The following is a 25,970-nucleotide window of genomic DNA, read 5'->3' as shown; positions in this document are numbered from 1 at the left end:
GCCGGGTCAGGAGGCTGCGCGCATGCGGTCGCGCAGATCGCGCACTTCGTCGTGGTTGCGCTGCGCGCCCTGGGCCTGGCGCTCCACCATCACGCGGATGGCCGGAGGCAGCGGCTGCTTGAGCGCCTTGCGGTACTGGGCCACGGCGGAATCCTCGCCGCGCTCGCACTCCTCCAGCACGGCCTTGTCGTCCTGCGAGGTCAGCGCCGTCTTCACCGACACCCAGCCCCGGTGCAGCGCGCCGGCCACCGTGCCGCCCGATGCGGGCTCGCGGCCCAGCTTGCGGATCTCGGCCTCCAGCTCCAGCGCGGCGGCGCCGCACTCGGCGCTATGGCGCAGGAACAGGGTCTTGAGGTCCGGCGAGTCGGCGTTCTCGGCCGAGGTGCGAAAGCCGTACTCGCCATCGCGGCAGGATTCGAGCAGGTCGTTGAGCACGTCGGCCACATCGTCGTTGTCGATGTCGCCGGTGTAGGCCGGTGCCACGATGGTCCCCGTGTCATCACGGACATCGCGAACGCCTGCGCGCTCCCAGGCTGCGCGCGCTGCGGGCCGGGCCTGGTCCCAGTCCAGATGGCTGGCGCCACGGCGCGTGGTCCATTCGCGCTCCCATTCGGCGTCGAAGGCATCGAAATCGGCATCGCGGCGCGCGGCGGCCGCGTTCCAGCCCAGCTCGTAGGCGGGGCGGTATTCCTCGTAGCTGCGGCCTGCCACGTAGTAGGGCTCGTTCTGGTAGGCGTCGCGCCAGTAGGCGTCCTCGACCGTGGGATTGACGGCTTCGGCCGCGCCCTTGCCGGCCAGCCCGCCGACCACGGCACCGGCCACACCGCCCACGGCAGCACCGATGGGGCCGCCCATTGCGCCGAATGCAGCGCCGGTCACGGCACCGCCTGCAGCGCCTATGCCGGTGCCCACGGGATGTGCGCCGGGCGCGTCGGACAGCGGGTCACGGTTTGCGGGATTCGATTGCGTCATGGAATGTGCTCCTTGGCAGTTGAAAGTGATGTCTATCGTGATCGCCGTGGCGCGCCGCCGGCGTGCGCGCTTGCGGCCATGTGCCGTAGGAACGCGGCGACCGGGCCTTGCGGACATCGCGCCAGTGGCCTGTGGCCATTTTTCGCACCCCGGCACAGGGCAATCGGCGTGCCTGAGAACGGCGTTCATGCGCGAGGCATCTTTTCGTTCCTGCGCTTTCGGCGTGGTCCCACGGCGGCTGCGAAAGGGCCAAGAGACCATGGCCCAAGCGCCGCCTGCGCAGGCCCGCGAATGAAAGGAAGACGCCATGAAAGACAAGACCCCATCCGCATCCAAGTCCTCTGCACCCACACAGGCGAAGCCGTCGGGCGATGGCCAGACCAAGCTGCCCGGACAGGTCGGCAAGGCGCCCCATGCGCCCGGTGAATCCGATGCATCCGACGCATCCGAACAGGGCCTGCGCCTTCCGCACGAGCGCGACCAGAGCCTGGACGCTACCAGCGATGCGCCCGATCCGGTGATGCGCCAGGCCCATGACGACCTCGCCTCCGGCCAGGTCGATACCGACATGCGCCAGACGCCGGGCCTGGATGCCGAACGGCGCAAGAAGATGGTGCGCAAGCAGCCTTGATGGCACCTGAAGCTTGCACCTGAAGCGCAACGAGCTGCTGGCAGCCAACAAGATCGCCAGCAACCGCATGACCGGCATCGAAGGGCTCTGGACGGGGAGCAGCTGCAGCAAGGGGTGGCCTTCCACGTCAATCTGGCCGCCCGCGCGCACGAAAGCGGAGCCTGCAAGGAATGCCACTCCATCGACGAAGACGACCCGGCACGGCCCGGCAACTGAGGTGCCCGCGCTTCACTCCATACAGGAGCAACCCCATGCCCGACATTCCCGACTGGCTCCAGTGGCCTGCCTTTCTGGCCTCCATCGCCGGCGCCTGGTGTGTGGGCTCGCGTTCTGCGCAAAGGCGCAACCTGGGCTTCTGGATCCTGATGCTCAGCAATGCGCTGTGGGCGCTGTGGGGCTGGTCCACGGCGGCCTGGGCGCTGGTGAGCCTGCAGTTCTGCCTGGCCATCACCAACATCCGCGGCTCCATCAAGGCCGAGCGGTGAGCAGGCCATGGCAGCAGACGCTTTCCTGATGTCGATCCACGAAACCGGCAACCCATACCCTGGCGCCTCCATGGAAACACCCCCATCCCCCACCTGCAGATCCGCACTGTTCCTCGACTTCGACGGCACGCTCGTGCCGCTGGCCGAGACCCCGGACGCCATTGCGCCAGACCCCGGCCTGATCCCCATGCTGGCCAGGCTGCAGGGTCTGTTGGGCGGTGCGCTGGCCATCGTCACGGGTCGGCAGGTCGAGATGCTGGACCACTTTCTGGCGCCGCTGCATCTGCCTGCCGCCTGCGAGCACGGCCTGCAGCGGCGGGATGCCGCAGGCCGCCTGCACATGCAGGCATCGGCCATGCCAGAGACCGTGCTGCAGATGTGCAATGCCTTGGCGGCCGACCATCCCCGCCTGCTGGTGGAGCGCAAGCGCTCCTCGGTCGCACTGCACTACCGGCGTGCGCCAGAGCTGGCGGCGCTGTGCCTGGACATGTTGGGCCGCGCCCTGCGACACCAGCCCGGGCTGGAGTTGCTGCACGGCAAATGCGTGCTGGAGGTCAGGCCCGCAGGCGTGGACAAAGGCCACGCCATTGCGGCCTTCCTGCGCGAAGCGCCGTTCGCCGGCCGCACCCCGGTGTTTGCCGGTGACGATGTCACGGACGAGAGCGGCTTTGCCGTGGTGCAGGCACACGGCGGCATGGCGATCAAGGTGGGCGAAGGCGCAAGCAGGGCCCGCCACCGGCTGGGCAGCCCGCAGGCCGTGCATGCCTGGCTGAAGTCCGCATGCATGCACCTGGCTGCGCAGACCTGCGCGGAGGTGCTGCCATGAGCCGGCTGGTGGTGATCTCCAACCGCGTGGCCGATCCGCGCAGGGCCGCAGCCGGGGGCCTTGCCGTGGCCATGGGCGATGCGCTGCGGCAGACGGGCGGCCTGTGGTTCGGCTGGAGCGGGGCCGTCACCGATGACGGTGCCCTGGCCGCGCCGGCCGGCCATGTGCACCGCACCCAGGCAGGCAACGTCACGCTGGCCACGGTGGACCTGGACCGCGCGGACCATGACAGCTACTACGCGGGCTACAGCAACGGCGTGCTGTGGCCCGTCTTTCACGGACGGCTGGACCTGGCGAGCTTCGACACGGGCCATGCGGCCGGCTACCGCCGCGTGAACCAGCTGCTTGCGCGCAGGCTGCTGCCCCTGCTGGCGCAGGACGACATCCTCTGGGTGCATGACTACCACCTGATCCCGCTGGCGGCCGAGCTGCGCGCCCTGGGCTGCCGCCAGCGCATCGGCTTTTTCCTGCACATCCCATTGCCCCCGCCGACCCTGCTGGCGGCCATTCCCGAGCATGCATGGCTGATGCGCTGCCTGTTTGCCTACGACCTTGTGGGCCTGCAGACCCGCCAGGACGTGCAGCATTTCGAGCGCTATGTCTGCGACGAGGCCGGGGGTCAGTCGCTGGGCGATGGCGCCTTGCGTGCCCATGGGCAGCGCCTGGTGTGCCGCGCCTTCCCCATCGGCATCGATGTGGAGGGCTTCGCGGCGCTGGCCCTGTCCGGCGCATCGCAGGACATGCATGCGCGCATGAAGCACGAGTACGCACAGCGTCGCCTGCTGCTGGGCATAGACCGGCTGGACTACTCCAAGGGCCTGCCGCAGCGCCTGCGTGCCTTTCGGGAGCTGCTGGCCCGCCATCCCGAGCAGCGCCGGCGCGCCACGCTGATCCAGATCGGCTCGCCCACGCGCGAGGGCCTGGACGCGTATGCCGACATACGGCGGGAGCTTGAATCGCTGTGCGGCGCCGTCAACGGCGACTACGGCGAGCTGGACTGGATGCCCGTGCGCTACATCCACCAGACCCTGCCGCGCGATGGCATTCCGGGCCTGTGCCGCGCGGCGGCCGTGGGCCTGGTCACGCCGCTGCGCGACGGCATGAACCTCGTGGCCAAGGAATATGTGGCGGCCCAGGACCCGGCCGACCCGGGCGTGCTGGTGCTGTCGCGGTTTGCCGGCGCGGCCGAGCAGCTGCAGGAGGCGCTGCTGGTCAATCCCTACGACGTGCACGGCACGGCCGCCGTGGTGCAGCAGGCCCTGCAGATGCCCCTGCAGGAAAGGCGCCAGCGGCACCAGCGGCTGCTGCAGCGCATCGCCGAGCAGGACGTGCACTGGTGGCGCAAGGCCTTTCTGTCTGCCTTGAAAGAGGCCAGGCCGCTGGAGCACAGGGAAAGGGAAGCCTTCGGCATCCCCGTTCCCTCGATCAGACAGGAGCAGGCACCGCTGCGCCTGGAGCTGGCCGCCTGCCCTGCCGACGGCGTGGAACGGGACGCCTGCCGGTCGGTGGTCTCCGACAGGTAATGCCTTCCTGCTCCTGCGGCGCCGCGTTCATCCTCCCGGCACCATGGCATCGCCCGGCCCCACCCCATTTCCCGGGCTGCGCACGACACACAAAAGGAAGGCAAGCGGCGATGGCCCAGCACGACAACGAGCACGCCCATGCGTGGACATGCAGCGACACGCTGGCGCAGGCCTTGCGCGGCCACACGGACCTGTCGCCAGCGGACCAGTTGGCCCTGCTGGTGGCGCAGGGCGCCGACCGCCTGCCGCTGCCGGGCCATGGCCACACGCTGCTGCGCTGGCGCGCACTGGCCGAGGTGGCCGCCCACAGCCTGAGCCTGGCCAAGCTCTATGAAGGCCATACCGATGCCCTGGCCATCCTGTCCGAACTGCAGGCCGACCTGGCCACCGAAGGACTGCGCTGGGCCGTCTGGTGCGCCGAGCCGCCGGGCGAGCGCGTGCAGGCCACGTCCACGGCCCCCCATGCTGCGGCACATGCCGGCATGGCCGTGCAGCTGTCCGGCCACAAGCCCTGGTGTTCGGGCGCGCGCGCGGTGGACCGTGCCCTGGTCAGCGGCTGGCTGGCCGACGGCCGGCGCTGCCTGATCGCCGTCACCATGGACCAGCCCGGCATCCGCAGAGACGACAGCCACTGGCAGGCCGTGGGCATGGCCGCCAGCGCCAGCGCCGACGTGCATTTCGACGGCGCCACCGGCGTGCTGGTCGGCGAACCGGGCCAGTACCTGAGCCGCCCCGGCTTTCACCATGGCGGCGCGGGCGTTGCTGCATGCTGGCATGGCGCGGCAGCGCGCATCGCCAGCCATCTGCAGCAGGCCGTCGGTCAAGGCGAGGACCCGCACCGCCAGGCCCACCTGGGCGCGCTGGATGTGGCCCTGGCCGGCGCGGCCGGCCTGCTGCGCGACGCTGCGGCCCGCATCGATGCCACGCCCTCGGACCCCTGCCTGCTGGCCGTGAACCGCGCCCGCCTGGCCGTGGAAGCCGCCGCCGAAGAGGTGCTGCGGCGCGTGCCGCGCGCCATCGGTCCCGGCCCACTGTGCAAGAACAGGGGCCTGGCACAGCTGATGGCCGACCTGCCCGTCTTCATCCGCCAAAGCCATGCCGAGCGCGACCAGGCCGCGCTGGGCCGCCTGCTGGCCGAGAAGGCACAGGCCTCGCAGGCACCGGGAGGCGCGGCATGGATGCTGTGAAGCCGCGCCTCATCGAGGGCCGGGGCACGCCCGAATCGCGCTGGCAGGCCTGGTTTGCGCAACGCCGGCCAGCGCAGGTATCCATGGACGACCTGCTGGAAGGCCGGCGCCGCGCCGTCATCGTCGCGCCGCACCCCGATGACGAGATCCTGGGCTGCGCCGGCCTGCTGCGCCGCTGTGCCGAGCGGGGCATGCCCTGCCTCATCGTCTCCGTGACCGATGGCGGAGCCAGCCACCCCGACTCGACGCTGTGGCCGCCGCAGCGTCTGGTGCGCGAGCGCGTGCAGGAGAGCACCCAGGCCCTGGCCCTGCTTGCGCCGCAGGCGCAGGTGCTGCGGCTGGGCCTGCCCGACGGCCATATCGCCGAGCATGCAGCGCAGTTGCTGCAACGGCTGGAGCCGTTGCTGCAGCCCTCGGATGCGCTGCTGTGCACCTGGCGCGAAGACGGGCACCCGGACCACGAGGCCACGGGCCAGGCCTGCGCCACGGCAGCCCGGCACGCGGGCTGCCGGCTCTTCGAGCTGCCGATCTGGGCCTGGCACTGGGCCGAGCCCGGCGACGCGCGCGTGCCCTGGCACCGCGCCGCCGCCATTGCGCTGGCGCCGCAGGAGCTGGCGCTCAAGCGCCAGGCCCTGTCGTGCTTTCGCAGCCAGCTGCTGCCCGACCCGTCCACGGGCCGCGACGCCATCCTGCCGTCCTGGGCCACGCAGCGCCTGCTGCGTCCGTTTGAAGTGGTGTTTCTATGAACGGCGCCCGGCAGCACTTCGAGCAGATGTACCAGGCCGACCCCGACCCCTGGCGGGTCGCATCACGCTGGTACGAACGGCGCAAGCGCGACCTGCTGCTGGCCGCCCTGCCGCGCGAGCGCTATGCCCACGGCTTCGAGCCCGGCTGCGGCAATGGCGAGGCCACGCAGCGCCTGCTGCAGCGCTGCGACCGGCTGTGCGCCGTCGACTTCTCGGACAGGGCCGTGGATCTGTGCCGGCAGCGGATTGCGCCGCAGGACCGCGCCCGTCTGGACCTGCAGGCCCTGCCCCTGCCCTGGCAATGGCCACAGGTGCCCCAGGTGCCGCAGCAAGGCTTCGATCTCATCGTGGTCTCGGAGCTTGCCTATTACTTCGACGACGCGGCACTGGCGCATTTCAACCGCCAGTGCCTGGCCTCGCTGCAGGGCGGCGGCCACTGGCTCATGTGCCACTGGCGGCATGGGGCGCACGATCACCTGCAGACCACTCGCACCCTGCATGACAGCGTGTCGGCCCATGCGCAGCTGCACTTGCTGCTGAGCCACAGCGAACCGGATTTCCAGCTGGACATCTGGCAGAAAACCCCTGAAAGGACGGACAGATGATCGGCGTGTGCATCCCAGCCCATGACGAGGAAGACCTCATAGGCCGCTGCCTGGACAGCGTGTTTTGCGCGGCCGCCCATGCCGACCTGCAAGGCGAGACCGTGGCCGTCGTGGTGGTGCTGGACAGCTGCCAGGACGCCACCGAATCGGCCGTGCGCCGCTGGCCCGCCATCCCGTTGTCCATTGCCGCGCGCAACGTGGGCAAGGCGCGGGCCCTGGGGTCGGAGTACCTGCTGCTGCTGGGCGCCCGCTGGCTGGCCTTCACGGACGCCGACACCACCGTCTCGCCGAGCTGGCTGGCCGACCAGCTGGCGCTTCAGTCCGACGTGGTTTGCGGCACGGTGCAGGTGGCCGACTGGTCGGCCCACGGCGCCCAGGCGGACACGGCGCGGCGGCACTTCGAGACCACCTACACGGACCGCGACGGCCACCGCCACGTGCATGGTGCCAACCTGGGCATCTCAGCCTGGCACTACCGCCAGGCCGGCGGGTTCGACGCACGCACCTGCGGCGAGGACCAGGACCTGGTGGACCGCCTGGCGGCCGGCGGCGCCCGCATCGCCTGGTCGGCCCGGCCCCGGGTGATGACCAGCGGCCGCGCCTACTCGCGCGTGGCCGACGGCTTTGCCGGTGCGCTGCGCCAGGGATGGGCCCTGCCCGGCGACGCGCCGCCTGCGCTGCCCGTGCTCCAGGGCGCCCTGGCGCAGCAGGCCCTGGCCCTGCCTCAACCGCAGGCCGGCTCGTCCACGCGGTAGCAGTCCCTGAGGAACACCGGCAGGTCGTTGGCCGGCGGCACGAAGGGCACCTGGTACATCATGTCGCTGACAAAGCCACGGTGGTAGCTGCCGTGGTTCACCACGTGCAGCACGATCTGCTCGCGCGTCATGGCACCCTGCCCGCCGCCCACGAACTCGAAGTGCACGACCTTCGCCAGTTCCTCGTCCGGGCACGCATCGACGAACTCCACATACCAGCGGTCCATTGCCTGCACGGATTCCCACAGCGCCTGCAGCGTGGGCGTGTGGTCGGTGTTGCGCATGGTGTAGCCATGCTTGCGGCCCTGCAGGTGGTGCCTGAAGATGTCCTCCACCACAAGGACGTGGTTCAGCGTGCGCACCATGTTGCCGAAGCTCGTGGGGCGCTGCTTCAAGGCCTCGCCTTCGGGCAGCTCCATCACGCTCTTGAAGGTCAGGCCGTTGGCCCAGGCCTTGTAGCGCACCAGCATTTTCAGGTTGGCCCTGGCCGATGAGACGGGAGCGCGCAGGCTCTCCTGGATCGCTGTCATTCGTGGGTTCTTTCGGTGTGGATCAAAGGCCGCTCAGTGCGCCTTCGACATGGGTGCGCGCCGTGCCGCCCACCCAGACCTGGCCCGTGCCGTCACGGGTCAGGAAGATGCGGCCGTCACGGCCCAGACAGCGGCCCTGGGCGGCAACGTAGTCGCTGTCCATCACCCCCGTCGCAAACAGCCACTGCGCCAGCGAGGCGTTGAGGCTGCCGGTGACGGGGTCTTCGACGATGGCGCCCTGGTGATCGGAGAAGAAGGCGCGCACCTCGCAGGCGGCAGGGCTGGCACCGCCGACACCCCTGGCATAGGGCCCCACCACGCCCACGTCCATGCGCGTGGGCCACTGCCGGGCCGGGTTCAGCGCCAGCACCTGCTCGGCCGAGGCCAGGCGGATGCCCAGCCAGCCGGGGCCGTTGTCTATCCACGAGGCGGCCTGCACCTCTTCGGCGGTGATGCCCAGCATGCGCAGCGCGGCATCCAGCTCGTCGGCGGTGGGCGCGCCAAAGCGCAGCATGGGCGGCGCGGCGAATGCCAGCCGCCCATGCTCCTGCCGTATCTGCACCAGGCCCGCCCCGCACTCCTGGACGATGTGGCCTGCGTTCTGGGGCGCACCGCGCTGGGACAGCCAGGCATGGCAGCTGCCCAGCGTGGGATGGCCGGCAAAAGGCATCTCCCGGTCCAGCGTGAAAATCCTCACGCGGTAGTCGGCCTGCGCCTGCGTGGGCGGCAGCAGGAACGCGGTTTCGGAGAGATTGAACCAGCGCGTCAGCTGCTGCATCTGTGCGGTGGTCAGCGCCTGCCCACCGGTGATCACGGCCAGCGGATTGCCGGACAGCGGGCCGCTGGCGAAAACGTCGACCATATGAACGGCAATGCTCATGAAGACAGTCCTTGTTGCATGGGAAGGAAAAGAAGGGGAAACGGGCGGCGGGCCCGATCTGCGCTAGGTCCGCACATCGGCGCGATGCAGCACATGGACCTTGTTGCCGTCGGGATCGCGCAGGTAGGGACCGTAGTAGCCATCGCCGTAATGCGGTCGCGGGCCGGGCGGGCCTTCGTCGCTGCCGCCCCGGGCCAGACCGGCGGCATGGGCCGCATCCACCGCCTCGGGCGATGGCGCCAGAAAGGCCGCCATGCTGCCGTTGCCCGCCGTGGCCGGCTCGCCGTTGAAGGGGCTGTAGACATAAAAGCGCGGCAAGGAAGCCTGCGGCGTCACCCAGCACAGCGCGGCCGGCCCGCCATCGGGCTGGACGGCGCGGCGCTGCAGTCCCAGCGGGGAAAGCACCGCGTCATAGAAGCGGCCGGCCCGCTCGAGATCACGGGCGCCGACGGTGATGTGGCTGAACATGGGGTGAACGTTACACTATCGAGAAATGAAATAGTGTCACGGCACACTCTTTTTTTCCTTGCCCCGACCATGCTCCTGCCCTCCCCCTGGACACCCCGTCTTGCGCGCATTGAAGCCAGTGCCGCCGAGCGGCTGGCGCGCGCCCTGGCCGACGACATCGTGGAAGGCCGACTGGCCGGCGGCGACCGCCTTCCCGCCCACAGAGACCTGGCCGACAGGCTGCAGATCGGCCTGGGCTCGGTGACCAGGGCCTATGCGCTGCTGGAGCGCCGGGGGCTGACGCGCAGCGTCAAGGGCAGGGGCACCTTCGTGGCCGCCCGGCGGACGCAGGGCGGCGAGGCCATCGACCTGTCCTCCAACGCGCCGCCGGCCGCCATCAGCGAACGCCTGCTGGCGCGCACGCTGACCGCCATTGCGCGCCGCATCGATGCCGATCACTTCAATTCCTACGCGCCGCCGGGCGGACATGCGGAGCATCGCCGCGTGCTCGCGCGCTGGCTGCAGACGCTGGGCCTGAACGTGGAACCTGGCCACATGGTGCTGACCAGCAGCGCGCGCCAGGCGCTGTCCCTGGCCCTGGACCTGGTCTGCCAGCCCCGGGGCCGGCTGCTGACCGAGCGCATCACCTACCCCGGCGCCATTGCCCTGGCCCGGCGCAAGGGCTGCGCCCTGCAGGGCCTGGCCATGGACGCGCAGGGCCTGCTGCCGCAGGCCCTGGCCGAGGCGCTGCACGGAATTCCCGCCGCCGAAGGCAAGGTGCTCTACCTCACCCCCACGCTGCACAACCCGACCACGGCCACCATGGGCGCGGAGCGCAGGCGGGCGATCGTGGATATCTGCCGGAACGCAGGCGCCTGGATCATCGAGGACGGCGTGTATGCCGCCTGCTCGCCCGATCACGCGCGCCTTGCGCACCTGGCGACCCTGGCGCCCGAGATCACCCTGCATGTGAACGGTCTGTCCAAGTCGCTGGGCCCGGGGCTGCAGGTGGGCACGCTGGTACTGCCGCCAGCGCTGTGCGGCGCCGCGCTGGCGACGCTGCAGGAGCTGTCCATGGCGCCTTCGGCCCTGTCATGCGCCGTGGTCGATGAATGGCTGTCCCAGGGCGTGGTCGCCTCCCTGCAGGCCGACCTGCGCCATGAGGCACAGCGGCGCGTGCGGCTGGCCGCATCGCACCTTGTCCCACACCTGGGCGACAGCCGCCTGGTGCTGCACCCCGAGGCCTACAACGCCTGGCTGCCCATGGAGCGCGAGGCCGCCGACCGCCTGGTGTCGGCCGCAGCGGCGCTGGGCGTGACGCTGACCGATCCGGGCTCGCTGATGGTGGAGCCGCACGACCGTGCCAGCGGGCTGCGCATCTGCCTGGGCGCCCCAGGCCTGGACGACCTGGACGGCGCCCTGGCGCAATTGGCCAGGCTGCTTACTGCGGAGCCCTGAGCTTGTTCTGCAGCGCCCTGGCCACGGCGCCCAGCACGGGGACCTTGGCGAAGATTTCCTCCACCGGGTCCCAGAAGTCGCGGTGCACTGCCACCAGTCCCTGCGCATCGAACTCCAGGTAGCTGGTGCCGCAGATGTGCATGGGCTGGCCCGATGCCCTGACAAAGCCCAGCTCCCACAGCAAAAAGCCGCTGTCCCCCTGCACCGCGCCCTGGCTGACGGCGAAGCGGGGCCGGTCCAGTTGCTCGAACATGTGGGCGAACACGCGCTGTATCGCTGCGTGGCCGCGCACATCGTTGAACGGGTCCTTGAACCGGGCCTGTTCCGCATAGAGGGCCAGCAGCGCCGGCAGGTTGTCGCGGCGCAGCGCCTCATAGGCCTGGGCCAGCCGGTCCAGTCGGGGATCGCCGAGGGCAGTGCTCATCGGTTTCAGGCTCCTGTGATGCGGCGAACCGCCGAGAAATACCAGGCATCGGGCAGGCAGCGCAGCAGCCGCACCCAGCGCGTGAAGCGGCGCGGAAAATTCATCTCGAAGCGCCCCTGTGCCCAGCCCTGCAGCATGTGCCGGGCGGCCTCGTCGGCACCGATCAGGGCCGGCATGCTGAAGCTGTTTTGCGCCGTCAGCGGCGTATCGACAAAGCCGGGGTTGATGATGGACACGCCCAGGCCCGGGCCGTGCAGGTCCAGGTAGAGGTTTTCTGCCAGGTTGTTGAGCGCCGCCTTGGTAGGACCGTAGGCCAGGGACATGGGCAGCCCGCGATAGCCTGCCACCGAGCCGACCAGGGCCAGATGCCCCTGGCCGGCCTCCAGCAGCATGGGCAGCACCGCATCGAGCAGGTGCAGCGCGCCGCCATAGTTCACGGCCAGGTGGCGCTGCATCTCGGCCAGGTCGAACTCGGTGGCGCGCTGGGGCCGGTAGTGGCCGGCACAGTACACCACCAGGTCGGGCGCCCTGCCCACATGGGCCCGCACGGCACGGGCTGCCTGTGCCACGGCCTGGGCATCGGTCACGTCCAGCGGCAGGGCCAGGCAGCCTTCGCGGCCGCGCACGAAATCCTGCAGCGCACCGCCATGCCGCGCAGAGACAATCACGCGCGCGCCCTGGCCGTGCAGCGCTTCGGCCGTGGCGCGCCCTATGCCCGAGGAGGCGCCCAGAAGCCATGCCGAGCGGCCCTTCCAGTCGCGCAGCGGCGGGTTCAGCCGGCGGGATAACAGTGGCATGGCCATCACTCCTTGATGATGGCCAGCGTCACGTCGCCCAGGTGCAGGCCGAGCTTGCTCATGGCCGTGCGGTTGAGCAGGGTGCGCCCGTCCATCAGGTACATCCAGTCGTCCATGCTGACGTTCCAGACCCTTCCGTCCACGGGCAGGGCCAGCACGTAGCTCCAGCGGATGGCATTGCCCGCGCTCTGGCCCTGGGCCTCGCCCACCACGTCGTCGGCCCGGCCGCTGTAGCGGCCCTCGCCCAGGTGGCGGATATGCCAGATGCGCTGCTGCGTGCTGCCGTCGCTGTAGACGAAGTGCTCATCGAGCGTGCCCTCGTCGCCATTCCAGCGGCCCGTCATGCGCACGGTGAATCGCTTGACCACCTTGCCCGAGCGGTCCGTGAACATGCCGTGGGCCGTCAGCGGCCCGTTGAAGTACTGGCGCAGGTCCAGCGTCGGCTGCTCCTTGGCGTAGTCCTGCACGGAAGGACCGGCGCAGCCCGCCAGAGACAGCGCCAATGCCGCCCCCAGGCAGGCGCGCCGCAGTGGTGAAAACGAAGCGCAGTGGGTGATGTGGCTCATGTGTTCCTCCAGGAAGAATGCAGTCGCTCGGTGCGCCAGAGCAGCCCGGCCGCCGCCAGTTTGAGCAGGCAGGGCAGCCCGCCATAGGCCCAGGCCAGGGCCTGCAGGCCGGCCGGATCGGTGCTGCCGCTGCGGTAGCCCGCAACGGACAGCAGGGGCAGGGCCAGGCCCGCGGCCAGGGCCAGGTTGAGCTTGGTGGCGCAGGTCCACCACCCCAGGTAGCGGCCCTCGCCCTGGCCGCCCTGGCCGGACTCGTGGATCACGCCCGTGAGCAGTGCGCCCGGCAGGGCCAGGTCCGCGCCCAGGGCCAGCCCGCTGGCCAGGCAGATCACGGCGAAGGCCAGGCCGTCACCCGTGCCCAGCCAGGGCGTGAAGCCGAAGGCCAGCACGCTGGCCAGCATGCCCGCGCGCCAGCTGGGCGCCAGGCCCCAGCGCGAGACGGCCTTCACCCACAGCGGCAGGCCCAGGGCCGCCGCGCCAAAAAAGCACAGCAGCAGCAGGGGCTGCATCCCGGGCACCTGCAATCTGTCGGCCACGAAGAAGGGCAGCAAGGTGGCCGGAATGGCCGCGGCCACGCCGTTGACCATGAAGACGGCCAGCAGCCAGCGAAAGCCGGCATCCGCCCATGGTGAGATCCGAGAGGTGTCCGCCGTGGCCTGCTGCGGCAGCGTCACCGGAGCCTTGAGCCGGTACAGCCCCACCAGCCCCAGCGCCAGGCCCAGCGCCAGCACGGCGCTGGTGGCGTCCAAGCCCAGCCAGGCCGGCAACACGCTGGCCAGCAGCACACCGCCCAGCGTAGCGCCCTCGCGCCAGGCCGTGACGCGGGCCCGCCAGGCGGGCTGCCCGCCCCAGCGCGTGCCCCAGGCCTGGTGGACGATGGTGACGAAGCTGTAGGCCAGCGTGCACACCAGCAGGCTGCAGGCCAGCCAGCCCAGCATGGCGGCCTGGGCACCGCGCGGCGGATGCCACAGCGCCCAGAAGCCCAGGACCATCAGCAGGCTGGCCAGTGCAGCCGCCCACCACGCTGGCCGCATGCCCCGGCGCAGCAGCCGGTCGGCCTGGCGGCCGATGGCGGGGTCCACCAGGGCATCGAAGGCACGCGTGGCCAGCAGCACCGCGCCCAGCCCCGCCAGCGGCGCACCGGCCACGCTGGCGTAGTGGTAGGGCAGGTTCACATACAGCGGCAGGGACACGAACGCCAGCGGCGCGGCCAGGCCGCCATAGGCCAGCCCTGTGCGCCAGGGCAGCAACGGGGCGGCGGCAGGGTGCGAGGCCATGGCGTGGTCCCGGGCGCTCAGGATTGGCCCAGCAGCGAGCTGCGCATGGCAGGTGCCGAGGTCTGGGGCGCGAGCCAGATGCCGAAGAACAGGCGCGCATAGTCGGCATCGCGCAGCTGTGCAGTCTGGCGGCCGTTGTGGAAGAAGCGCACCTCGCCCTGGCCGTCGTTCAGGCCCAGCAGCCGGTCCTGGGCCGCCACATCGGGAAATGCCTGCTTCATCAGCGCCAGCCATTGGCGGGACTGCTCCTCGGTGAAGCCGTCGACCCTGCGCATTTCGGCGATGGAACGCTCGGCGATGGCCGCGCCTTCGAGCTTGCGGTCATAGACCAGCTCCAGCGCGAACGGGTGGCGGGCGTAGTCTTCGGGCACAAAGCCCGGTGCGGCCCACAGCCGTGCCTCGTACACGCGCAGGCCGAAAAAGCGCAGCACGCCCGTGCCCACCAGGCGCGCGGCCGGCAGGGCGCTGCGCAGTTCGGCCGGAAGGTCGGCAGTCGGAGTCTTGGCGTGGAGTTCGTTGGGCATGGCGATCAGTGAAGGGACAAGGGCGCAGGCGGCGCCCCAGGCCAGCGCCTGGCGGCGCGGCATGTGACGTGGTGGCGATTTCATGGCAGGGGCCTGCGCAGCGTGAACTGGACGACATCGGTGTTGCCGGTGTCGAAGGCCGCCTCGCAGTAGGCGAGATAGAAGGTCCAGATGCGCACGAAGCGTTCGTCAAAGCCCTGGGCCCGCACGGCGTCGAGGTGGTGATCGAAGGCCTGGCGCCAGCGCCGCAGCGTCTCCGCATAGTCGCGGCCGAAGGCCATGCGGCGCTCCACCACCAGGCCGGCGCGCCGTGCCTCCTGCTCGAAGGCAGGAATGCTGGGCAGCAGCCCGCCCGGGAAGATGTACTGCTGGATGAAGTCGGTGGAGCGCAGATAGCGCGCGAACAGGTCCTCGCGCAGCGTGATGGTCTGTATGCAGGCCAGGCCCCCGGGCTTGAGGCAGTCGCGCAACGTCTGGAAGTAGCCGCGCCAGTACTCGCGGCCCACGGCCTCGAACATCTCGATGGAGACGATGGCGTCGAAGGGCTCGCCCGCATGGCGCGCGGGCAGGTCGCGGTAGTCCTGGTAGCGCAGCTCCACGGCGTCGGCCAGGCCGGCCTGCCGCATGCGCTGCTGTCCCCAGGCCAGTTGCTCGCGCGACAGCGTCACGCCCGTGACCCGGGCGCCGAACTCCTGCGCCGCCGCCTCGGCCAGCCCGCCCCAGCCGCAGCCGATCTCCAGCAGGCGCTGGCCGGGCTGCAGCCGCACCTCGTCCAGCGTGCGCCTGAGCTTGGCCTGCTGGGCGTCCTGCAGGTCGGCGTGGCGCAGCGATTCACCCGTGCGCCCCTGGAACCAGGCGGCGCTGTAGCTCATGCCGGGGTCCAGCCACAGGCGGTAGAAATCGTTGCCCAGGTCGTAGTGGGCATGGATGTTCCTGGCGCTGCCGGCCCGCGTATTGCGCTGCAGCAGGTGGCGCAGGCGGTAGCCCAGCCGGCCCCACCAGCTGCCGTAGACCAGGCTTTGCACATGGTCGCGGTTGGCCATGCACAGGCGCAGCAGGGCGGCCAGGTCGGGGCTGTCCCATTCTCCGGCGATATAGCCCTCGGCCAGGCCGATGTCGCCCGATTTCAGGGTGCGCTCCAGCGCCCGCCAGTCGTGCAGCACGCAATGCGCGTCGGCAGCCCCCGACGGCGGACGGGGCAGGTGCAGCAGGCGGCCATCGGGCTGCTCCAGGTCCAGCTGCCCGTGGGGCAGACGTTCGAGCAGGTTCAGCACACGGCGTGCCCGCGCAGGCGTGCGGCGCGGCGCTGCGGCGGTGGGGCTCAGCAGGGGGGCGGCGGTAGTGTTCATCTTGTGACGAAGCGCTTGGGCGCGGAGGGTTTGCCATGGAAAGGCACGCGCTTGGCCCAAAGGCGCAGCGCGTGCCAGTGGATGCGGGCGACCACGCCCAGCGTCATCAAAGGGGTGCCGAAGAAGGCGCGGCGCACGGCGGCGGCATCCAGCGCCTGCAGCACGCCGCCCACGCTGGTCTGCAGCAGCGGGCCGTCCTCGTCATGCAGGTCCACGCGCGCCAGGGTGCGGTCTTCGCTGCGTTCGAAGCGGAAGCGGTACTCGCCGCGCACCTCGCAGAACGGCGAGACGTGGAATTGCTTGCGCGCCACCTGCTCCCGGCCCCAGGCCAGGTCCGGCCCCGCCAGCAGATAGGCATGGCGCTCGCCAAAGGTGTTGTTGACCTCGGCCAGCACGGCGGCCAGCGACCCGTCGGCGCGGTGCGCATACCAAAAGCTCACGGGCTTGAACACGTAGCCCAGCACGCGCGGAAAGGTGTGCAGCCAGACTTCGCCATCGGCGTCGGCTATGCCTTCGCTGTGCAGCAGCTGCTCGAACCAGGCCAGTGCGTCGCAGCCGCCCTCGCCGTGGTCGCCGTCATGGAAGCTCAGCCAGCCACGGCGGTTGCGCCTGAGCGCGGCGTCCGGCTGCGTGCGCAGGCTGCGCATGGGCAGCATGAGGAAATAGCCCGGGTAGCGGAAGGCATGCTCCACCGGCCGCAGGCGGCGGTGCCAGACATGGCCGAAGCCGATGAGCGGCCGGGCCGTCATGCAACCCCCTCGAAGGCCGCGCTGGCGGGCAGGACGGGCAAGGTCGGCAGGGCATGCAGCAGGCCGTCGGCCGCGACCAGGCCCGAGCGCAGGCCGTCCTCGTGGAAGCCGTAGCCGCACCATGCGCCGCAGAACCAGGTCCTGCGCTGGCCTTGCAGGGCATCCACCCGGCCCTGGGCCTCGATGGCGGCCAGGTCGAACACCGGGTGGCTGTACTCGATGCGCGCGTGGACCTGGCTGTCATCGATGGGGCGCACCGGGTTCAGCGACACCATCACGGGCTGCTGCCACGGCAGGGGCTGCAGGCGGTTGAGCAGGTAGTGCAGGCAGACGCCGGCCCGGTCTTTTCCGGGATCGGCGGCGCGTTCGTAGTTCCAGGCGGCCCAGGCCGCCGGGCGGCGCGGCAGCACGCCGGCATCGGTGTGCAGCACGGCCTGGTTGGGCTGGTAGCGGATGGCGCCCAGCACGCTGCGCTCGAGCGGCGTGGCATCGGAGCCCAGCAGGCGCAGGGCCTGGTCGCTGTGGCAGGCCAGCACCACGGCGTCGAACCGCTCCGTGCCGTGCGCCATCTGCAGCAGCACGCCGTGCGCGGCGCGGCGCAGGCCCAGCACGGGCGCGTTCAGCCGGACCTCGTGGCGGCCATCCTTTTGCAGCGCGGCCACCATGCGCCGCACATACTGGCGCGAACCACCGCGCACGGTGCGCCACTGCGGCCGGTCCGTGACCTGGATCAGGCCGTGGTTGTGGCAAAAGCGGATCAGCGTGGCCACGGGAAAGCGCAGCATCTGGTCGGTGGGGCAGGACCAGATGCAGCCCATCATGGGCAGCAGATAGTCCTGGCGAAAGGCCGGCCCGAAGCCGTGGTCGTCCAGGAAATCTTCGATGCAGCTGCGCAGCCGCGCTTCATCGCCTTCCTCGGCGATGCGCGTGGTCAGGCGGTTGAAGCGCAGGATCTCGGCCAGCATCTTCAGGAAACGGGGCCGCAGCAGATTGCTGCGCTGGGCGAACACACCGCCCAGCGAACTGCCGCTCCACTCCAGGCCCGCCCGGCCGCCGGCCTGCGGCACCTGCACGGAAAACGACATCTCGGCCTCCGCCGTGGGCACCTGCAGCTCTTCGAACAGACGGGTCAGCAGCGGATAGGTGCGGTGGTTGAACACCAGAAAGCCCGTGTCCACCCCCTGGCTCACGCCGCCCAGCGCCAGATCGACCGTGTTGGCATGGCCGCCGAAATGGCTGCCTGCCTCCAGCAGGGTCACGCTATGCCCGCCCGGCGCGCCGGCCAGCCGCCGTGCTGCGGCCAGCCCCGCAATCCCCGACCCGATGACTGCAATGCGATGCATGGGAGCGTCCTTCCTGGTTGAATCGATCAGTCAGACCATGAAGATCAAACTGTGAACTGATGAGTTCAAACTATATACCAAACGTATTCGCTTTGCACTATTTGGTATCGGATATGACCTGTCGGGTCTAAAATATGGCTATGACAAGCCGCTCCTCCATCAAAGAACAGATACAGCGCGTGCGCGAGCAGGCCATCGTGGCGGCCGTCAACCGGCTGCTGGCCACCAAGGGCTACGACGCCATGACGGTGGACGAGGTGGCGGCCGAGGCCGGCATGGCCAAGGCCAGCCTGTACAAGCTGTTCACCTCCAAGGAAGAACTGGCAGGGGCCGCCATGGTGGGCGTGCTGGACCGTGCCCTGGCCTTCGTGGACGGCCTGCGCGACGAAGCCAGCCTGGCGGCCGAGGCCGGCACGCCCACGCGCCCGCTGGACCAGCTCAAGGCCGTGACGCGCTGGGCCATGCAGACCCAGCTGGAAGGCGAGATGCCCTCCCTGCCCGCGCAGAACTCCAATCTCAGCGCCTCGCTGCAATCCAACGACGACTACATGGACCGGCTGATCGCGCTGAGCAACCGCCTGAGCATCTGGATCACCGAGGCCCAGACCAGCGGCCAGATGCAGGCCACGCTGCCGGCCGAACTGGTGCTCTACACGCTGTTCGCGCGGGCCTGCGATCCGGTGGTGGCCCTGCTCAAGGAGTCGGGCCAGTACACGCACGCGCAGATCATCGACTGGGTGACCAGCACGACCTTCGACGGGCTGGCGGCGGCGGGCTGATCCGGTGCGCGGGATCGCACCGATCCCAATGCAAATGAGAATTCATATCAACTGGATAAAATGCCGGCAGTTTCTTGACGCACAAGAGGAAAGGCCCGGCACGTGCATCCATCCACCGACAGTGGCGCCAGCCAGGCTCTGGGCAGCATGTACGCGCAGCACAACCCTTGGCTGGTCGCGTGGCTGCAACGCAGGCTGGGCAACCGCTGCGATGCGGCCGACCTGGCCCAGGACACGTTCACGCGCATCTGGGTCAGCGCCAGGACGCAGGCCATCGAGGACATCCGGGAGCCCCGGGCCTATCTGACGACAGTGGCCAGGCGGCTGCTGGTCAATCACCTCGAACGCCGCTCGCTGGAGCAGGCCTACCTGGCGTCGCTGCACCTCCTGCCCCAGGCCACCGTGCCGTCCGTGGAGGCGCGGGCCATCCTGCTGGAGACGCTGCAGGAGCTCGATGCGCTGCTGGACGCCCTGCCCACCAGGGTGCGCACGGCCTTTCTCATGTCCCAGCTGGAAGGCCTGTCCTACGAGGACATTGCCGACCGGATGCAGCTGAGCGTGCGCACCGTGACGCGCTACATGGCCCAGGGCTTTCGGCAATGCCTGCTGGTGATGCTGGAGCGCTGAGCATGCAGGCCGCAGACGCACGCATCCTGGACGAGGCCGCCCGCTGGCTGGCCCGCAGGCACGCATCGGACTTCAGCGCGGCCGAGCAGGCCGAACTGGCGCGCTGGCGCAGCCAGAGCAGCCGGCATGAGCAGATCTGGCAGTGTGCCGAGCAGCTCAAGGGCCGCTTCAACACCGTGCCCGCCGCCGTCGGCATGGCCACGCTCAACCGCGCGCGCCCCTCGGCGGCACGGCGCCAGTTGCTGCGCTCGGCCGTGCTGGCCCTGGCCACGCCTGCGCTGGGCTGGCTGGCCTGGCGCCAGCTGCCCTGGCAGGACTGGACGGCCGACTACCGCACGGCCAGGGGCGAGCGCCGCGCGGTCACGCTGGCCGATGGCAGCCGCTTGCAGCTGAACACGGCCTCGGCCATCAGCGTGCGCATGGATGGCACGGCGCGGCGCATCCGCCAGCATGCCGGGGAAATCCTGGTCGAGACCGCGCATGCCCCGCCCTACGCCTCCCAGCCTTTCATGGTGCAGACAGACGACGGCCAGATGCAGGCCCTGGGCACGCGCTTCATCGTGCGCAAGCTGGAGCGGGGCACGGCGCTGGCCGTGCTGGAGGGCGCGGTGCGCGTCACGCCGGCAGCATCGGCCAAGGCCGTGGTGGTGCATGCGGGCGAGCAACTGCAATTCGATGGACAAGGCGCCAGCGCCACCCGCCCGGTGGCGCCGCGGGACTCGGCCTGGACGCTGGGCGTGCTCTATGCCGAGAACCTGCGGCTGCAGGACTTCCTGGCCGAGCTGTCGCGCTACCGCGAAGGCCTTGTGCGGTGCGACGACGATGTCGCCGACCTGCGCGTCTCCGGCACCTACCAGCTGCATGACACCGACCGCATCCTGGCCCTGCTGGCCCAGACCCTGCCGGTGCGCGTGCACGAGCGCAGCCGGTACTGGGTGACGGTGGCGCGGCGCTGATTCGATTTTTTTCTGCCGTGGCTGTCCGGTTTTTCGCTCTCGCCTGTCAAGGCTTGCGAAGACCACTTTCATCGACAGCCCAGAGGACAGAACACCATGCACTCCCCTTCTTCCACCGCCGGACCACGCGCCAGCCTGCGCGCCACCGCCTTGGCGGCCCTGGCCGTCAGCACCTCGCTGCTGCTGCACGCGCTGCCAGTCCAGGCGGCCGAGCCGGCCGCCAGCGCCGCTGCCAGGAGCTACCAGATCCAGCCGGGTCCGCTGGGCCCGGCGCTGATGGCCTTTGCCGCGCAGGCAGGCGTGAACCTGGGCATGGACCTGCAGCAGCTCGGCGGCATGGAGACACGCGGCCTGTCCGGCACGTTCTCCGTGGAGGACGGCTTTGCGCAGCTGCTGAACACGTCAGGCTGGACAGCGCGCCGCGTGGGGGCGGGCAACTACGCGCTGGAGAAGCTGCCTGCGGCGGCACGCCAGGCGCCGTCTGCCGCAGCGGCCGTGCCCTCACCCTCAGCCCCAGCCGCGGCACAGGCCACGGAACTTGCCGCCATCACGGTGACCGCGCGCACGCAGAACAACCTGGTCGCGCCCTCGCGGCAGGTCACGATTCTGGAAGGCCAGGAGGTGGAGCAGCTGCGCCAGGGCTCGGACAGCCTGGCCACCATGCTCAGCAAGGTGGTCCCCGGCATGGCGGACTCCAGCCACACCATCACCGACTACGGCCAGACGCTGCGCGGCCGCAACATGCTGGTGCTGGTGGACGGCGTTCCGCTGAACACCAACCGCGACTCGTCCAGGAACCTGGCCAACATCAACCCGGCCGACATCGAGCAGATCGAGGTGCTGCGCGGCAGCAGCGCCATCTACGGCAGCGGTGCGGCGGGCGGCATTGTCTCCATCCGCACCAAGCGGCCCTCGGGCGAGACGCGGGCCGAGACCATCGTCACCGGCTCGGCCCCGCTGTCCCGCCTGCGCGGCGCGGGGCTGGGCGGCGAGGTGCAGCACTACCTGTCCGGCGGCGGCGAGGTGGTCGACTACTCGGTGAGCCTGGGCGCAAAACACATGGGCGGTGCCTTTGACGCCAAGGGCAACCGCATTGCGCCCGAGCCCAGCCAGGGCGACCTGTTCGACTCCAACATCTACAACGCCTCGGCCAAGATCGGCTTCAAGCTCGATGCCGACCAGCGCCTGCAATTGACCGCCAGCCACTACAACGCGGCCCAGGATACGGACTACGCCTCCGACCCGTCGGTGGCGCGGCTGCCGGCCGGAACGGCGGCGGCCCGCCCCATCAAGGGCCTGGTGCTGGCCGACCAGAACCAGATCAAGAACACCATGCTGGGCCTGGACTACGAGAACCGGGACATCGCAGGCAGCACGCTGGCCGCCCAGCTCTACTACCGGGACTTCTTCACCCGTTTTGCGCCCTTCGACGCACGCGCCGTGCCGGTGCGGGGCGCCAATGTCGACCAGTCCATGCAGAACTCCGAGGTCTTTGGCGGGCGCCTGACCCTGAAGACGCCGCTGGGCGCCGGCAAGAAGAGCCTGCTGATCTGGGGTGCGGACTTCAACCAGGAGCGCACCGACATGCCCATCGACATCTTCGATCCCCGGGCCTATGACGCCAGCGGCGGCCTGGTCTTCCACAAGACGGGCCAGCTGATCTACATGCCGCCCGTCACCACGCGCAGCATCGGCGCCTTCGCCCAGCTGCAGCACCGGTTCAATGCGCAATGGTCGGCGGAAGGCGGCCTGCGCTACGACCGCGCCCAGGCCAGCTTCAATGACTTCACGCCGCTGTCGCAGTCACGCGCCCCCAGCCCCCAGTCCGTGAACGGCGGCACCGTCCGGTACAACGCCTGGACCTACAACCTGGGCACGGTCTTCACGCCGGTCCCCGGCCAGGAGCTCTATGCCTCGTACAGCCAGGGCTTCGAGCTGCCGGACATCGGCGTGGTGGTGCGCAATGCCACGCCGGCCTTCAACCTGGGCAACTCCAACCTGCAGGCGGTCAAGACCAACACCTATGAAATGGGCTGGCGCGGCAAGTTCTCCAACGTGATGGCCAACCTCAGCGTCTTCCAGTCGCGCTCCAACCTGGGCGCCGTGCAGAGCTTCAACAATGGCCTGACCCTGCTGCGCACCCGCGAGAAGATCCATGGCATCGAAGGCGGCCTGGACTACTTCAGCGACGACGACCACTGGAGCGTGGGCGGCAGCTTCACCTGGATGAAGGGCCGCGAGCTGCCCCAGGCCGCCAGCGGCTACCAGGACATGACGGGCTTTCGCATCCCTCCGCTCAAGCTCACCGCCTATGTGGAGTACCGGCCCGACACGCGCTGGAGCCACCGCCTCCAGGCCACCGCCTATGCCTCCAAGGACTACCGCCTGGACGGCAAGACCGGCTTCGGCCGCTATGACACACGGGGCTACACCACGGTGGACCTGATCAGCCAGTGGAAGATCGACCCCAAGAACCGTGTGTCCCTGGGCGTGGAAAACCTGTTCAACCGCCAGTACTTCCCGCTCTACAGCCAGCTGCTGCGCAGCAACAACAACACCAGCCGCCTGCCAGCGGCCGGCACGGTGCTGAAGATCAGCTACGCGCACACCTGGTGACCCCATAGGCAGGCACCGGTCGCCGCAGCCCGCCAACAACCGGCCGGGCAAGGAAAGGGCCGCCACCCGACGCAGCCGATCAACGACCATCGGCCATCGGCTGCGCCCGGACCTCAAGGCCCCTTGCGCAGCGAGATCGGCGTGCCCCAGATCGGATCGGCGGCGCCCTGGCGGCCCAGCGTGGTGACCTGCATGGGCGCCAGCCGCGCCATGAGTTTTTCCTGGTCAGGGGTCACGTTGGCGCGGGAGGCCAGATAGGTGCGCGTGAATTCCATGGGCACCGGCAGCGTGTGGACGGTGAAGTCCTCCAGCGGGCATTCGACCTTCTCGGCCGCCACCTTGCGGCAGCCCGCCTGGCGGAACTGGTAGCTGGGCGTCTTCAGATACGAGCGCTGGCTCAGCACCAGCTGCCCGCCTTCCAGCGTGAAACTGGCCAGGGCCTGCCGGGGCGGCACGCGCACCTGGACCTTGAGCGCGGGGATGTCGCGCGAGTCCGTGTCCTGGTAGTAGCCCGCACCCATGCCCGGCGTACTGTCCGTGACCTGCCGCTCGCCCCAGGCCACGCAATGGCCCGAGGCACGGTGCACCGTGGTGCAGTACTTCTCGGTGCGGGTCTGCGTGTGCGTGGTGGCCTCCTTCCAGTTCATCTCGGTATAGAACTCTCGGTAGGTCTCGGGCGCCAGGGACACCGTGCCGCTGGCGCCGCGGCCTGCGCCCGCAGCGCCCGCCTTGGCCCCCAGCTGGTCGAGCCGAGCATTGAGCCAGTAGTCATCGCCGCCCGTCAGCAGGTACTTGCCGGGGGGCAGGACATGGACCTCGAAGGCCTTGAAGAGGTAGGTGGTCTTGGGATCGCGCTGCAGCGCGTTGTTCTGGAACTTGCGGCCGAACACGATCTCCGGCCTGTCCTGGTGGGTCCACAGCACGTTCGAGGTCCATTTGGACATGCCGTTGGCGTCGGCCAGCGACTTGTGCGGCGTCAAGTCAGCCACCAGCACCACGGCCATGTTGGCCTTCAAGGCCTCGCTGATCACCCACAGCGTCTTCGCCTGCTCCGCTTCCTCCTTCTCGAGCTGCCCGCTGGAAGGCGGCGCGGCACACCCCGACAATCCCAGGGCGAGCACCAGGGTCGGCAAAACGAAGCAGGGGCGCTGCAGTGTCATCGTTGAAATCCTTGGAGGTTGATGCTGGAAAGGCGTCATTGTGCGGGGAGATCTCCGGCGGCCCCGGCCAGGGCAGGCCGCCGACACGGAAAAGCCGCCCGAAGGCGGCCGGTTCCAGGGAGCGCTGCACCAGCGCTGGCTGCGATCAATCAGCGTTGCTGTGGCTGGCGCAAAGGCTGCCCTTGTTGGCGGACGTTCGCCTTGCACTGCATCTGGCTGTAGTTCCTGTCCGTGATGGGTTGCCCCATCTGCATGGGAACATAGGCCGGATGCTGCGGGCCTCTCGTGGGAAGAAGCTGTTTCATGGTTCCATCCTCACGTCAAACGGAACGCCGCCCAGCCTGTCAGCGGGGCTGATTGGGCTGCTGCTGGCCTGGCTGGTTCTGGCCAGGCTGCTTGTGCTGGGGGTTGTCCTGCTGCTGCTGTCCCGGGTTTTGCTGGTTCGGGTTCTGCTGCTGCGGGTTGTTTTGCTGCTGCTGTTGCTGGTCGTTTTGCTGAGCCATGGGTATCTCCTTCACATGGTGGTCAAAGAGGCGCGTCAAACGAAGCGCCCGACTGCAGCGCAGATATGCACTGCGCTGGTAACCAGTGTGGGCCCGGACATGCGGCTCAGCCGTAGGACCGGCCAGAGCGTGCGCAGCCCCATGTTGCGACACCGCAGGTAGGCCAGCCGCCGGGTGTCCGACGGACATTTCGCACAGGGGGCAACGAAGGACCAGGGCAGGCCACGGCCTGCGCTATTCTGGCCAAATAAAGTCGTAAACAGAAGCGTAGCATCCATGCGGCTCAGCGCACTGCTCATACAAATAGTCGTTTCCATAAAGTCGTGAACTCGACGCAATGCCTGATGTTGCCCCCGTACTCCCGACCCCGCCCTATTCGCAATGAAGTGCCTGCTCAGCCCCTGCAGCCTGTTGTCGCCTGAACTCCCGAGGCGAACGCATTTTCAGCGAAGAATGCGGATGCACCTCGTTGAAGTGCTCGAAGGCCGCTGGCAGTTGCGCCAGTACCGTCTGCGCGTCACTCAGGTCCATGCGCGCCACATAGTCGCGCTTGAAGGTGTTGACGAAGCTCTCGGCCATGCCGTTGCTCTGCGGGCTGCAGACGGGCGTGTTGATGGGCTTCAGACCCAGAGCGCGCGCCAGTGCCCTCGTTTCGGCGGCGATGTAGGCWCCGCCGTTGTCACTGAGGAACTCCAACTCCTGGCCCTGCGGGACCGCTTCGACCGAGCCGAAGCGGCGCTCCACGGCCTCGATGAGCATCTCGCGTACCGGCTCACCTGGCAGCCCTTTGCCCTCCCTCGCGCGCCAAGCCATCACCTCACGGTCGCAGCAATCCTTGGTGAAGGTGGCCGTCACGGTTTGACCCGAATCGCACTTGATTTCCAGACCATCGGAGCACCATCGAAGGTCGCTGCGCGAGACCGCAACACGGCCCTCATGCGTGCGTGCGGACTGGCGCCGGCGAGGCGCCTTGGGCAGCAGCAGAGCGGCTTGTGCCATGRCGCGATAGACGCGTTTGGCATTGACCCTCGGGGCGCCCCGTGCCGCACGCTGGCGGTTCACCAAGGCACAGGCMCGTCGGTAGCCATAGCTGGGCAAGTCGGCAATTTSCTGGCGCAGTTCGGCGAGCAGCCCGGCATCGTCGCTGGGTGTGCGATGGCTGCGGCCATCGGYCCAGTCTTCACCGCGCCCAAGCAGGTCGCGCACATGCGAGCGCGCCAGCCCCATCGTCCGGCAAACCGTCTTCACTGGTCGT

28 protein-coding genes are annotated in these 25,970 nt (G+C 69.4%); 13 read left to right on the top strand and 15 right to left on the bottom strand.

The window, feature by feature from the left end; translation table 11 throughout:
* Positions 1–6: 6 nt before the first annotated feature.
* A complete protein-coding gene (locus tag GRX31_RS19470; protein WP_016448410.1) occupies positions 7–972 on the bottom strand; it encodes a ferritin-like domain-containing protein in 966 nt (321 codons plus the stop codon).
* Between the two features lie 307 nt (positions 973–1,279).
* On the opposite strand from GRX31_RS19470, the gene GRX31_RS19465 reads away from it, so the two are divergent.
* The 8 genes from GRX31_RS19465 (at position 1,280) to GRX31_RS19425 (ending at position 7,730) form a co-directional block, all read left to right on the top strand.
* Positions 1,280–1,603 (top strand): hypothetical protein, encoded by a 324-nt coding sequence (locus tag GRX31_RS19465; protein WP_016448411.1) that lies wholly within the window; start codon positions 1,280–1,282, stop codon positions 1,601–1,603.
* Positions 1,604–1,854: 251 nt separating this feature from the next.
* Positions 1,855–2,088 (top strand): hypothetical protein, encoded by a 234-nt coding sequence (locus tag GRX31_RS19455; RefSeq protein WP_016452716.1) that lies wholly within the window; start codon positions 1,855–1,857, stop codon positions 2,086–2,088.
* A gap of 7 nt (positions 2,089–2,095) precedes the next feature.
* Positions 2,096–2,914: a trehalose-phosphatase gene (gene otsB / locus GRX31_RS19450; RefSeq protein ID WP_160854291.1), complete on the top strand. Its 819-nt coding sequence runs from the start codon at positions 2,096–2,098 to the stop codon at positions 2,912–2,914.
* Positions 2,911–4,437 carry an alpha,alpha-trehalose-phosphate synthase (UDP-forming) gene (locus GRX31_RS19445; protein ID WP_160854289.1) on the top strand — a complete coding sequence of 509 codons (1,527 nt, stop codon included), beginning with the start codon at positions 2,911–2,913 and terminating at the stop codon, positions 4,435–4,437. The genes otsB and GRX31_RS19445 overlap by 4 nt, the downstream gene beginning before the upstream one ends.
* A 110-nt stretch (positions 4,438–4,547) precedes the next feature.
* Complete coding sequence (locus GRX31_RS19440) at positions 4,548–5,624, top strand: acyl-CoA dehydrogenase family protein (protein ID WP_017407109.1); 1,077 nt, start codon at positions 4,548–4,550, stop codon at positions 5,622–5,624.
* Entirely contained in the window at positions 5,612–6,370 is a 759-nt protein-coding gene (locus GRX31_RS19435) for a PIG-L deacetylase family protein (RefSeq protein ID WP_017407110.1), read from the top strand. The genes GRX31_RS19440 and GRX31_RS19435 overlap by 13 nt, the downstream gene beginning before the upstream one ends.
* The gene (locus GRX31_RS19430; protein ID WP_160854287.1) at positions 6,367–6,975 is read left to right on the top strand and encodes a class I SAM-dependent methyltransferase; all 609 of its coding nucleotides are present in this window, start codon (positions 6,367–6,369) and stop codon (positions 6,973–6,975) included. The genes GRX31_RS19435 and GRX31_RS19430 overlap by 4 nt, the downstream gene beginning before the upstream one ends.
* The gene (locus tag GRX31_RS19425) at positions 6,972–7,730 is read left to right on the top strand and encodes a glycosyltransferase (protein WP_160854285.1); all 759 of its coding nucleotides are present in this window, start codon (positions 6,972–6,974) and stop codon (positions 7,728–7,730) included. The genes GRX31_RS19430 and GRX31_RS19425 overlap by 4 nt, the downstream gene beginning before the upstream one ends.
* Here GRX31_RS19425 and GRX31_RS19420 read toward each other — a convergent pair.
* From GRX31_RS19420 to GRX31_RS19410, 3 genes are all read right to left on the bottom strand, one after another.
* Complete coding sequence (locus GRX31_RS19420) at positions 7,700–8,260, bottom strand: DinB family protein (RefSeq protein ID WP_017407113.1); 561 nt, start codon at positions 8,258–8,260, stop codon at positions 7,700–7,702. The genes GRX31_RS19425 and GRX31_RS19420 overlap by 31 nt on opposite strands.
* 22 nt (positions 8,261–8,282) lie before the next feature.
* Positions 8,283–9,140, bottom strand: a complete 858-nt coding sequence (locus tag GRX31_RS19415) for a PhzF family phenazine biosynthesis protein (protein ID WP_160854283.1) — start codon at positions 9,138–9,140, stop codon at positions 8,283–8,285.
* A gap of 63 nt (positions 9,141–9,203) precedes the next feature.
* The gene (locus GRX31_RS19410) at positions 9,204–9,608 is read right to left on the bottom strand and encodes a VOC family protein (protein WP_160854281.1); all 405 of its coding nucleotides are present in this window, start codon (positions 9,606–9,608) and stop codon (positions 9,204–9,206) included.
* Between the two features lie 69 nt (positions 9,609–9,677).
* On the opposite strand from GRX31_RS19410, the gene GRX31_RS19405 reads away from it, so the two are divergent.
* On the top strand, positions 9,678–11,045 hold the full coding sequence (locus tag GRX31_RS19405; protein WP_160854279.1) for an aminotransferase-like domain-containing protein: 1,368 nt from the start codon (positions 9,678–9,680) through the stop codon (positions 11,043–11,045).
* Here the strand turns inward: GRX31_RS19405 and GRX31_RS19400 are convergent.
* From GRX31_RS19400 to GRX31_RS19365, 8 genes are read right to left on the bottom strand one after another with little or no spacing between them, the layout of a single operon-like run.
* Complete coding sequence (locus tag GRX31_RS19400) at positions 11,029–11,469, bottom strand: nuclear transport factor 2 family protein (RefSeq protein ID WP_016448423.1); 441 nt, start codon at positions 11,467–11,469, stop codon at positions 11,029–11,031. The genes GRX31_RS19405 and GRX31_RS19400 overlap by 17 nt on opposite strands.
* A 5-nt stretch (positions 11,470–11,474) precedes the next feature.
* Positions 11,475–12,266, bottom strand: coding sequence for an SDR family NAD(P)-dependent oxidoreductase (locus GRX31_RS19395; RefSeq protein ID WP_016448424.1), 792 nt, complete (start codon positions 12,264–12,266; stop codon positions 11,475–11,477).
* Positions 12,267–12,271: 5 nt separating this feature from the next.
* On the bottom strand, positions 12,272–12,832 hold the full coding sequence (locus GRX31_RS19390) for a DUF3833 domain-containing protein (RefSeq protein ID WP_016448425.1): 561 nt from the start codon (positions 12,830–12,832) through the stop codon (positions 12,272–12,274).
* The gene (locus GRX31_RS19385; RefSeq protein WP_160854277.1) at positions 12,829–14,109 is read right to left on the bottom strand and encodes an MFS transporter; all 1,281 of its coding nucleotides are present in this window, start codon (positions 14,107–14,109) and stop codon (positions 12,829–12,831) included. Before GRX31_RS19385 ends, GRX31_RS19390 begins: the two co-directional genes overlap by 4 nt.
* Positions 14,110–14,126: 17 nt before the next feature.
* Entirely contained in the window at positions 14,127–14,696 is a 570-nt protein-coding gene (locus tag GRX31_RS19380; RefSeq protein WP_016448427.1) for a chalcone isomerase family protein, read from the bottom strand.
* Positions 14,697–14,713: 17 nt separating this feature from the next.
* Positions 14,714–15,982, bottom strand: a complete 1,269-nt coding sequence (locus GRX31_RS19375) for an SAM-dependent methyltransferase (RefSeq protein WP_016448428.1) — start codon at positions 15,980–15,982, stop codon at positions 14,714–14,716.
* A complete protein-coding gene (locus tag GRX31_RS19370; protein ID WP_074922454.1) occupies positions 15,979–16,731 on the bottom strand; it encodes a DUF1365 domain-containing protein in 753 nt (250 codons plus the stop codon). Before GRX31_RS19370 ends, GRX31_RS19375 begins: the two co-directional genes overlap by 4 nt.
* On the bottom strand, positions 16,728–18,074 hold the full coding sequence (locus tag GRX31_RS19365; protein WP_160854275.1) for an NAD(P)/FAD-dependent oxidoreductase: 1,347 nt from the start codon (positions 18,072–18,074) through the stop codon (positions 16,728–16,730). The genes GRX31_RS19370 and GRX31_RS19365 overlap by 4 nt, the downstream gene beginning before the upstream one ends.
* Positions 18,075–18,214: 140 nt before the next feature.
* Here GRX31_RS19365 and GRX31_RS19360 point away from each other — a divergent pair, with 140 nt between their 5' ends.
* The 4 genes from GRX31_RS19360 to GRX31_RS19345 all read left to right on the top strand — a co-directional run bounded on the left by GRX31_RS19360 (position 18,215) and on the right by GRX31_RS19345 (position 23,052).
* Positions 18,215–18,853: a TetR/AcrR family transcriptional regulator gene (locus tag GRX31_RS19360; RefSeq protein WP_017407121.1), complete on the top strand. Its 639-nt coding sequence runs from the start codon at positions 18,215–18,217 to the stop codon at positions 18,851–18,853.
* A gap of 147 nt (positions 18,854–19,000) precedes the next feature.
* Complete coding sequence (locus tag GRX31_RS19355; RefSeq protein WP_052014130.1) at positions 19,001–19,480, top strand: sigma-70 family RNA polymerase sigma factor; 480 nt, start codon at positions 19,001–19,003, stop codon at positions 19,478–19,480.
* Between the two features lie 2 nt (positions 19,481–19,482).
* A complete protein-coding gene (locus GRX31_RS19350) occupies positions 19,483–20,436 on the top strand; it encodes a FecR domain-containing protein (protein ID WP_043792867.1) in 954 nt (317 codons plus the stop codon).
* A gap of 96 nt (positions 20,437–20,532) precedes the next feature.
* Positions 20,533–23,052: a TonB-dependent siderophore receptor gene (locus GRX31_RS19345; RefSeq protein ID WP_160854273.1), complete on the top strand. Its 2,520-nt coding sequence runs from the start codon at positions 20,533–20,535 to the stop codon at positions 23,050–23,052.
* Between the two features lie 113 nt (positions 23,053–23,165).
* Here the strand turns inward: GRX31_RS19345 and GRX31_RS19340 are convergent, their stop codons facing one another.
* The 3 genes from GRX31_RS19340 to GRX31_RS19335 all read right to left on the bottom strand — a co-directional run.
* The gene (locus GRX31_RS19340) at positions 23,166–24,212 is read right to left on the bottom strand and encodes a hypothetical protein (RefSeq protein WP_016452730.1); all 1,047 of its coding nucleotides are present in this window, start codon (positions 24,210–24,212) and stop codon (positions 23,166–23,168) included.
* A gap of 344 nt (positions 24,213–24,556) precedes the next feature.
* Positions 24,557–24,715: a hypothetical protein gene (locus tag GRX31_RS30605; RefSeq protein WP_016448437.1), complete on the bottom strand. Its 159-nt coding sequence runs from the start codon at positions 24,713–24,715 to the stop codon at positions 24,557–24,559.
* A 372-nt stretch (positions 24,716–25,087) separates the two neighbouring features.
* Positions 25,088–25,970, bottom strand: an 883-nt coding sequence (locus GRX31_RS19335; RefSeq protein WP_160854271.1) for an IS3 family transposase, incomplete at its 5' end; no start/stop codon positions are given.

The organism is Delftia sp. CH05, assembly GCF_009827015.1.
GTDB lineage: Bacteria > Pseudomonadota > Gammaproteobacteria > Burkholderiales > Burkholderiaceae_C > Comamonas > Comamonas tsuruhatensis.
The sequence above is the reverse complement of the archived record's forward strand: the minus strand, read 5'-3'. Positions and strand labels throughout refer to the sequence as shown.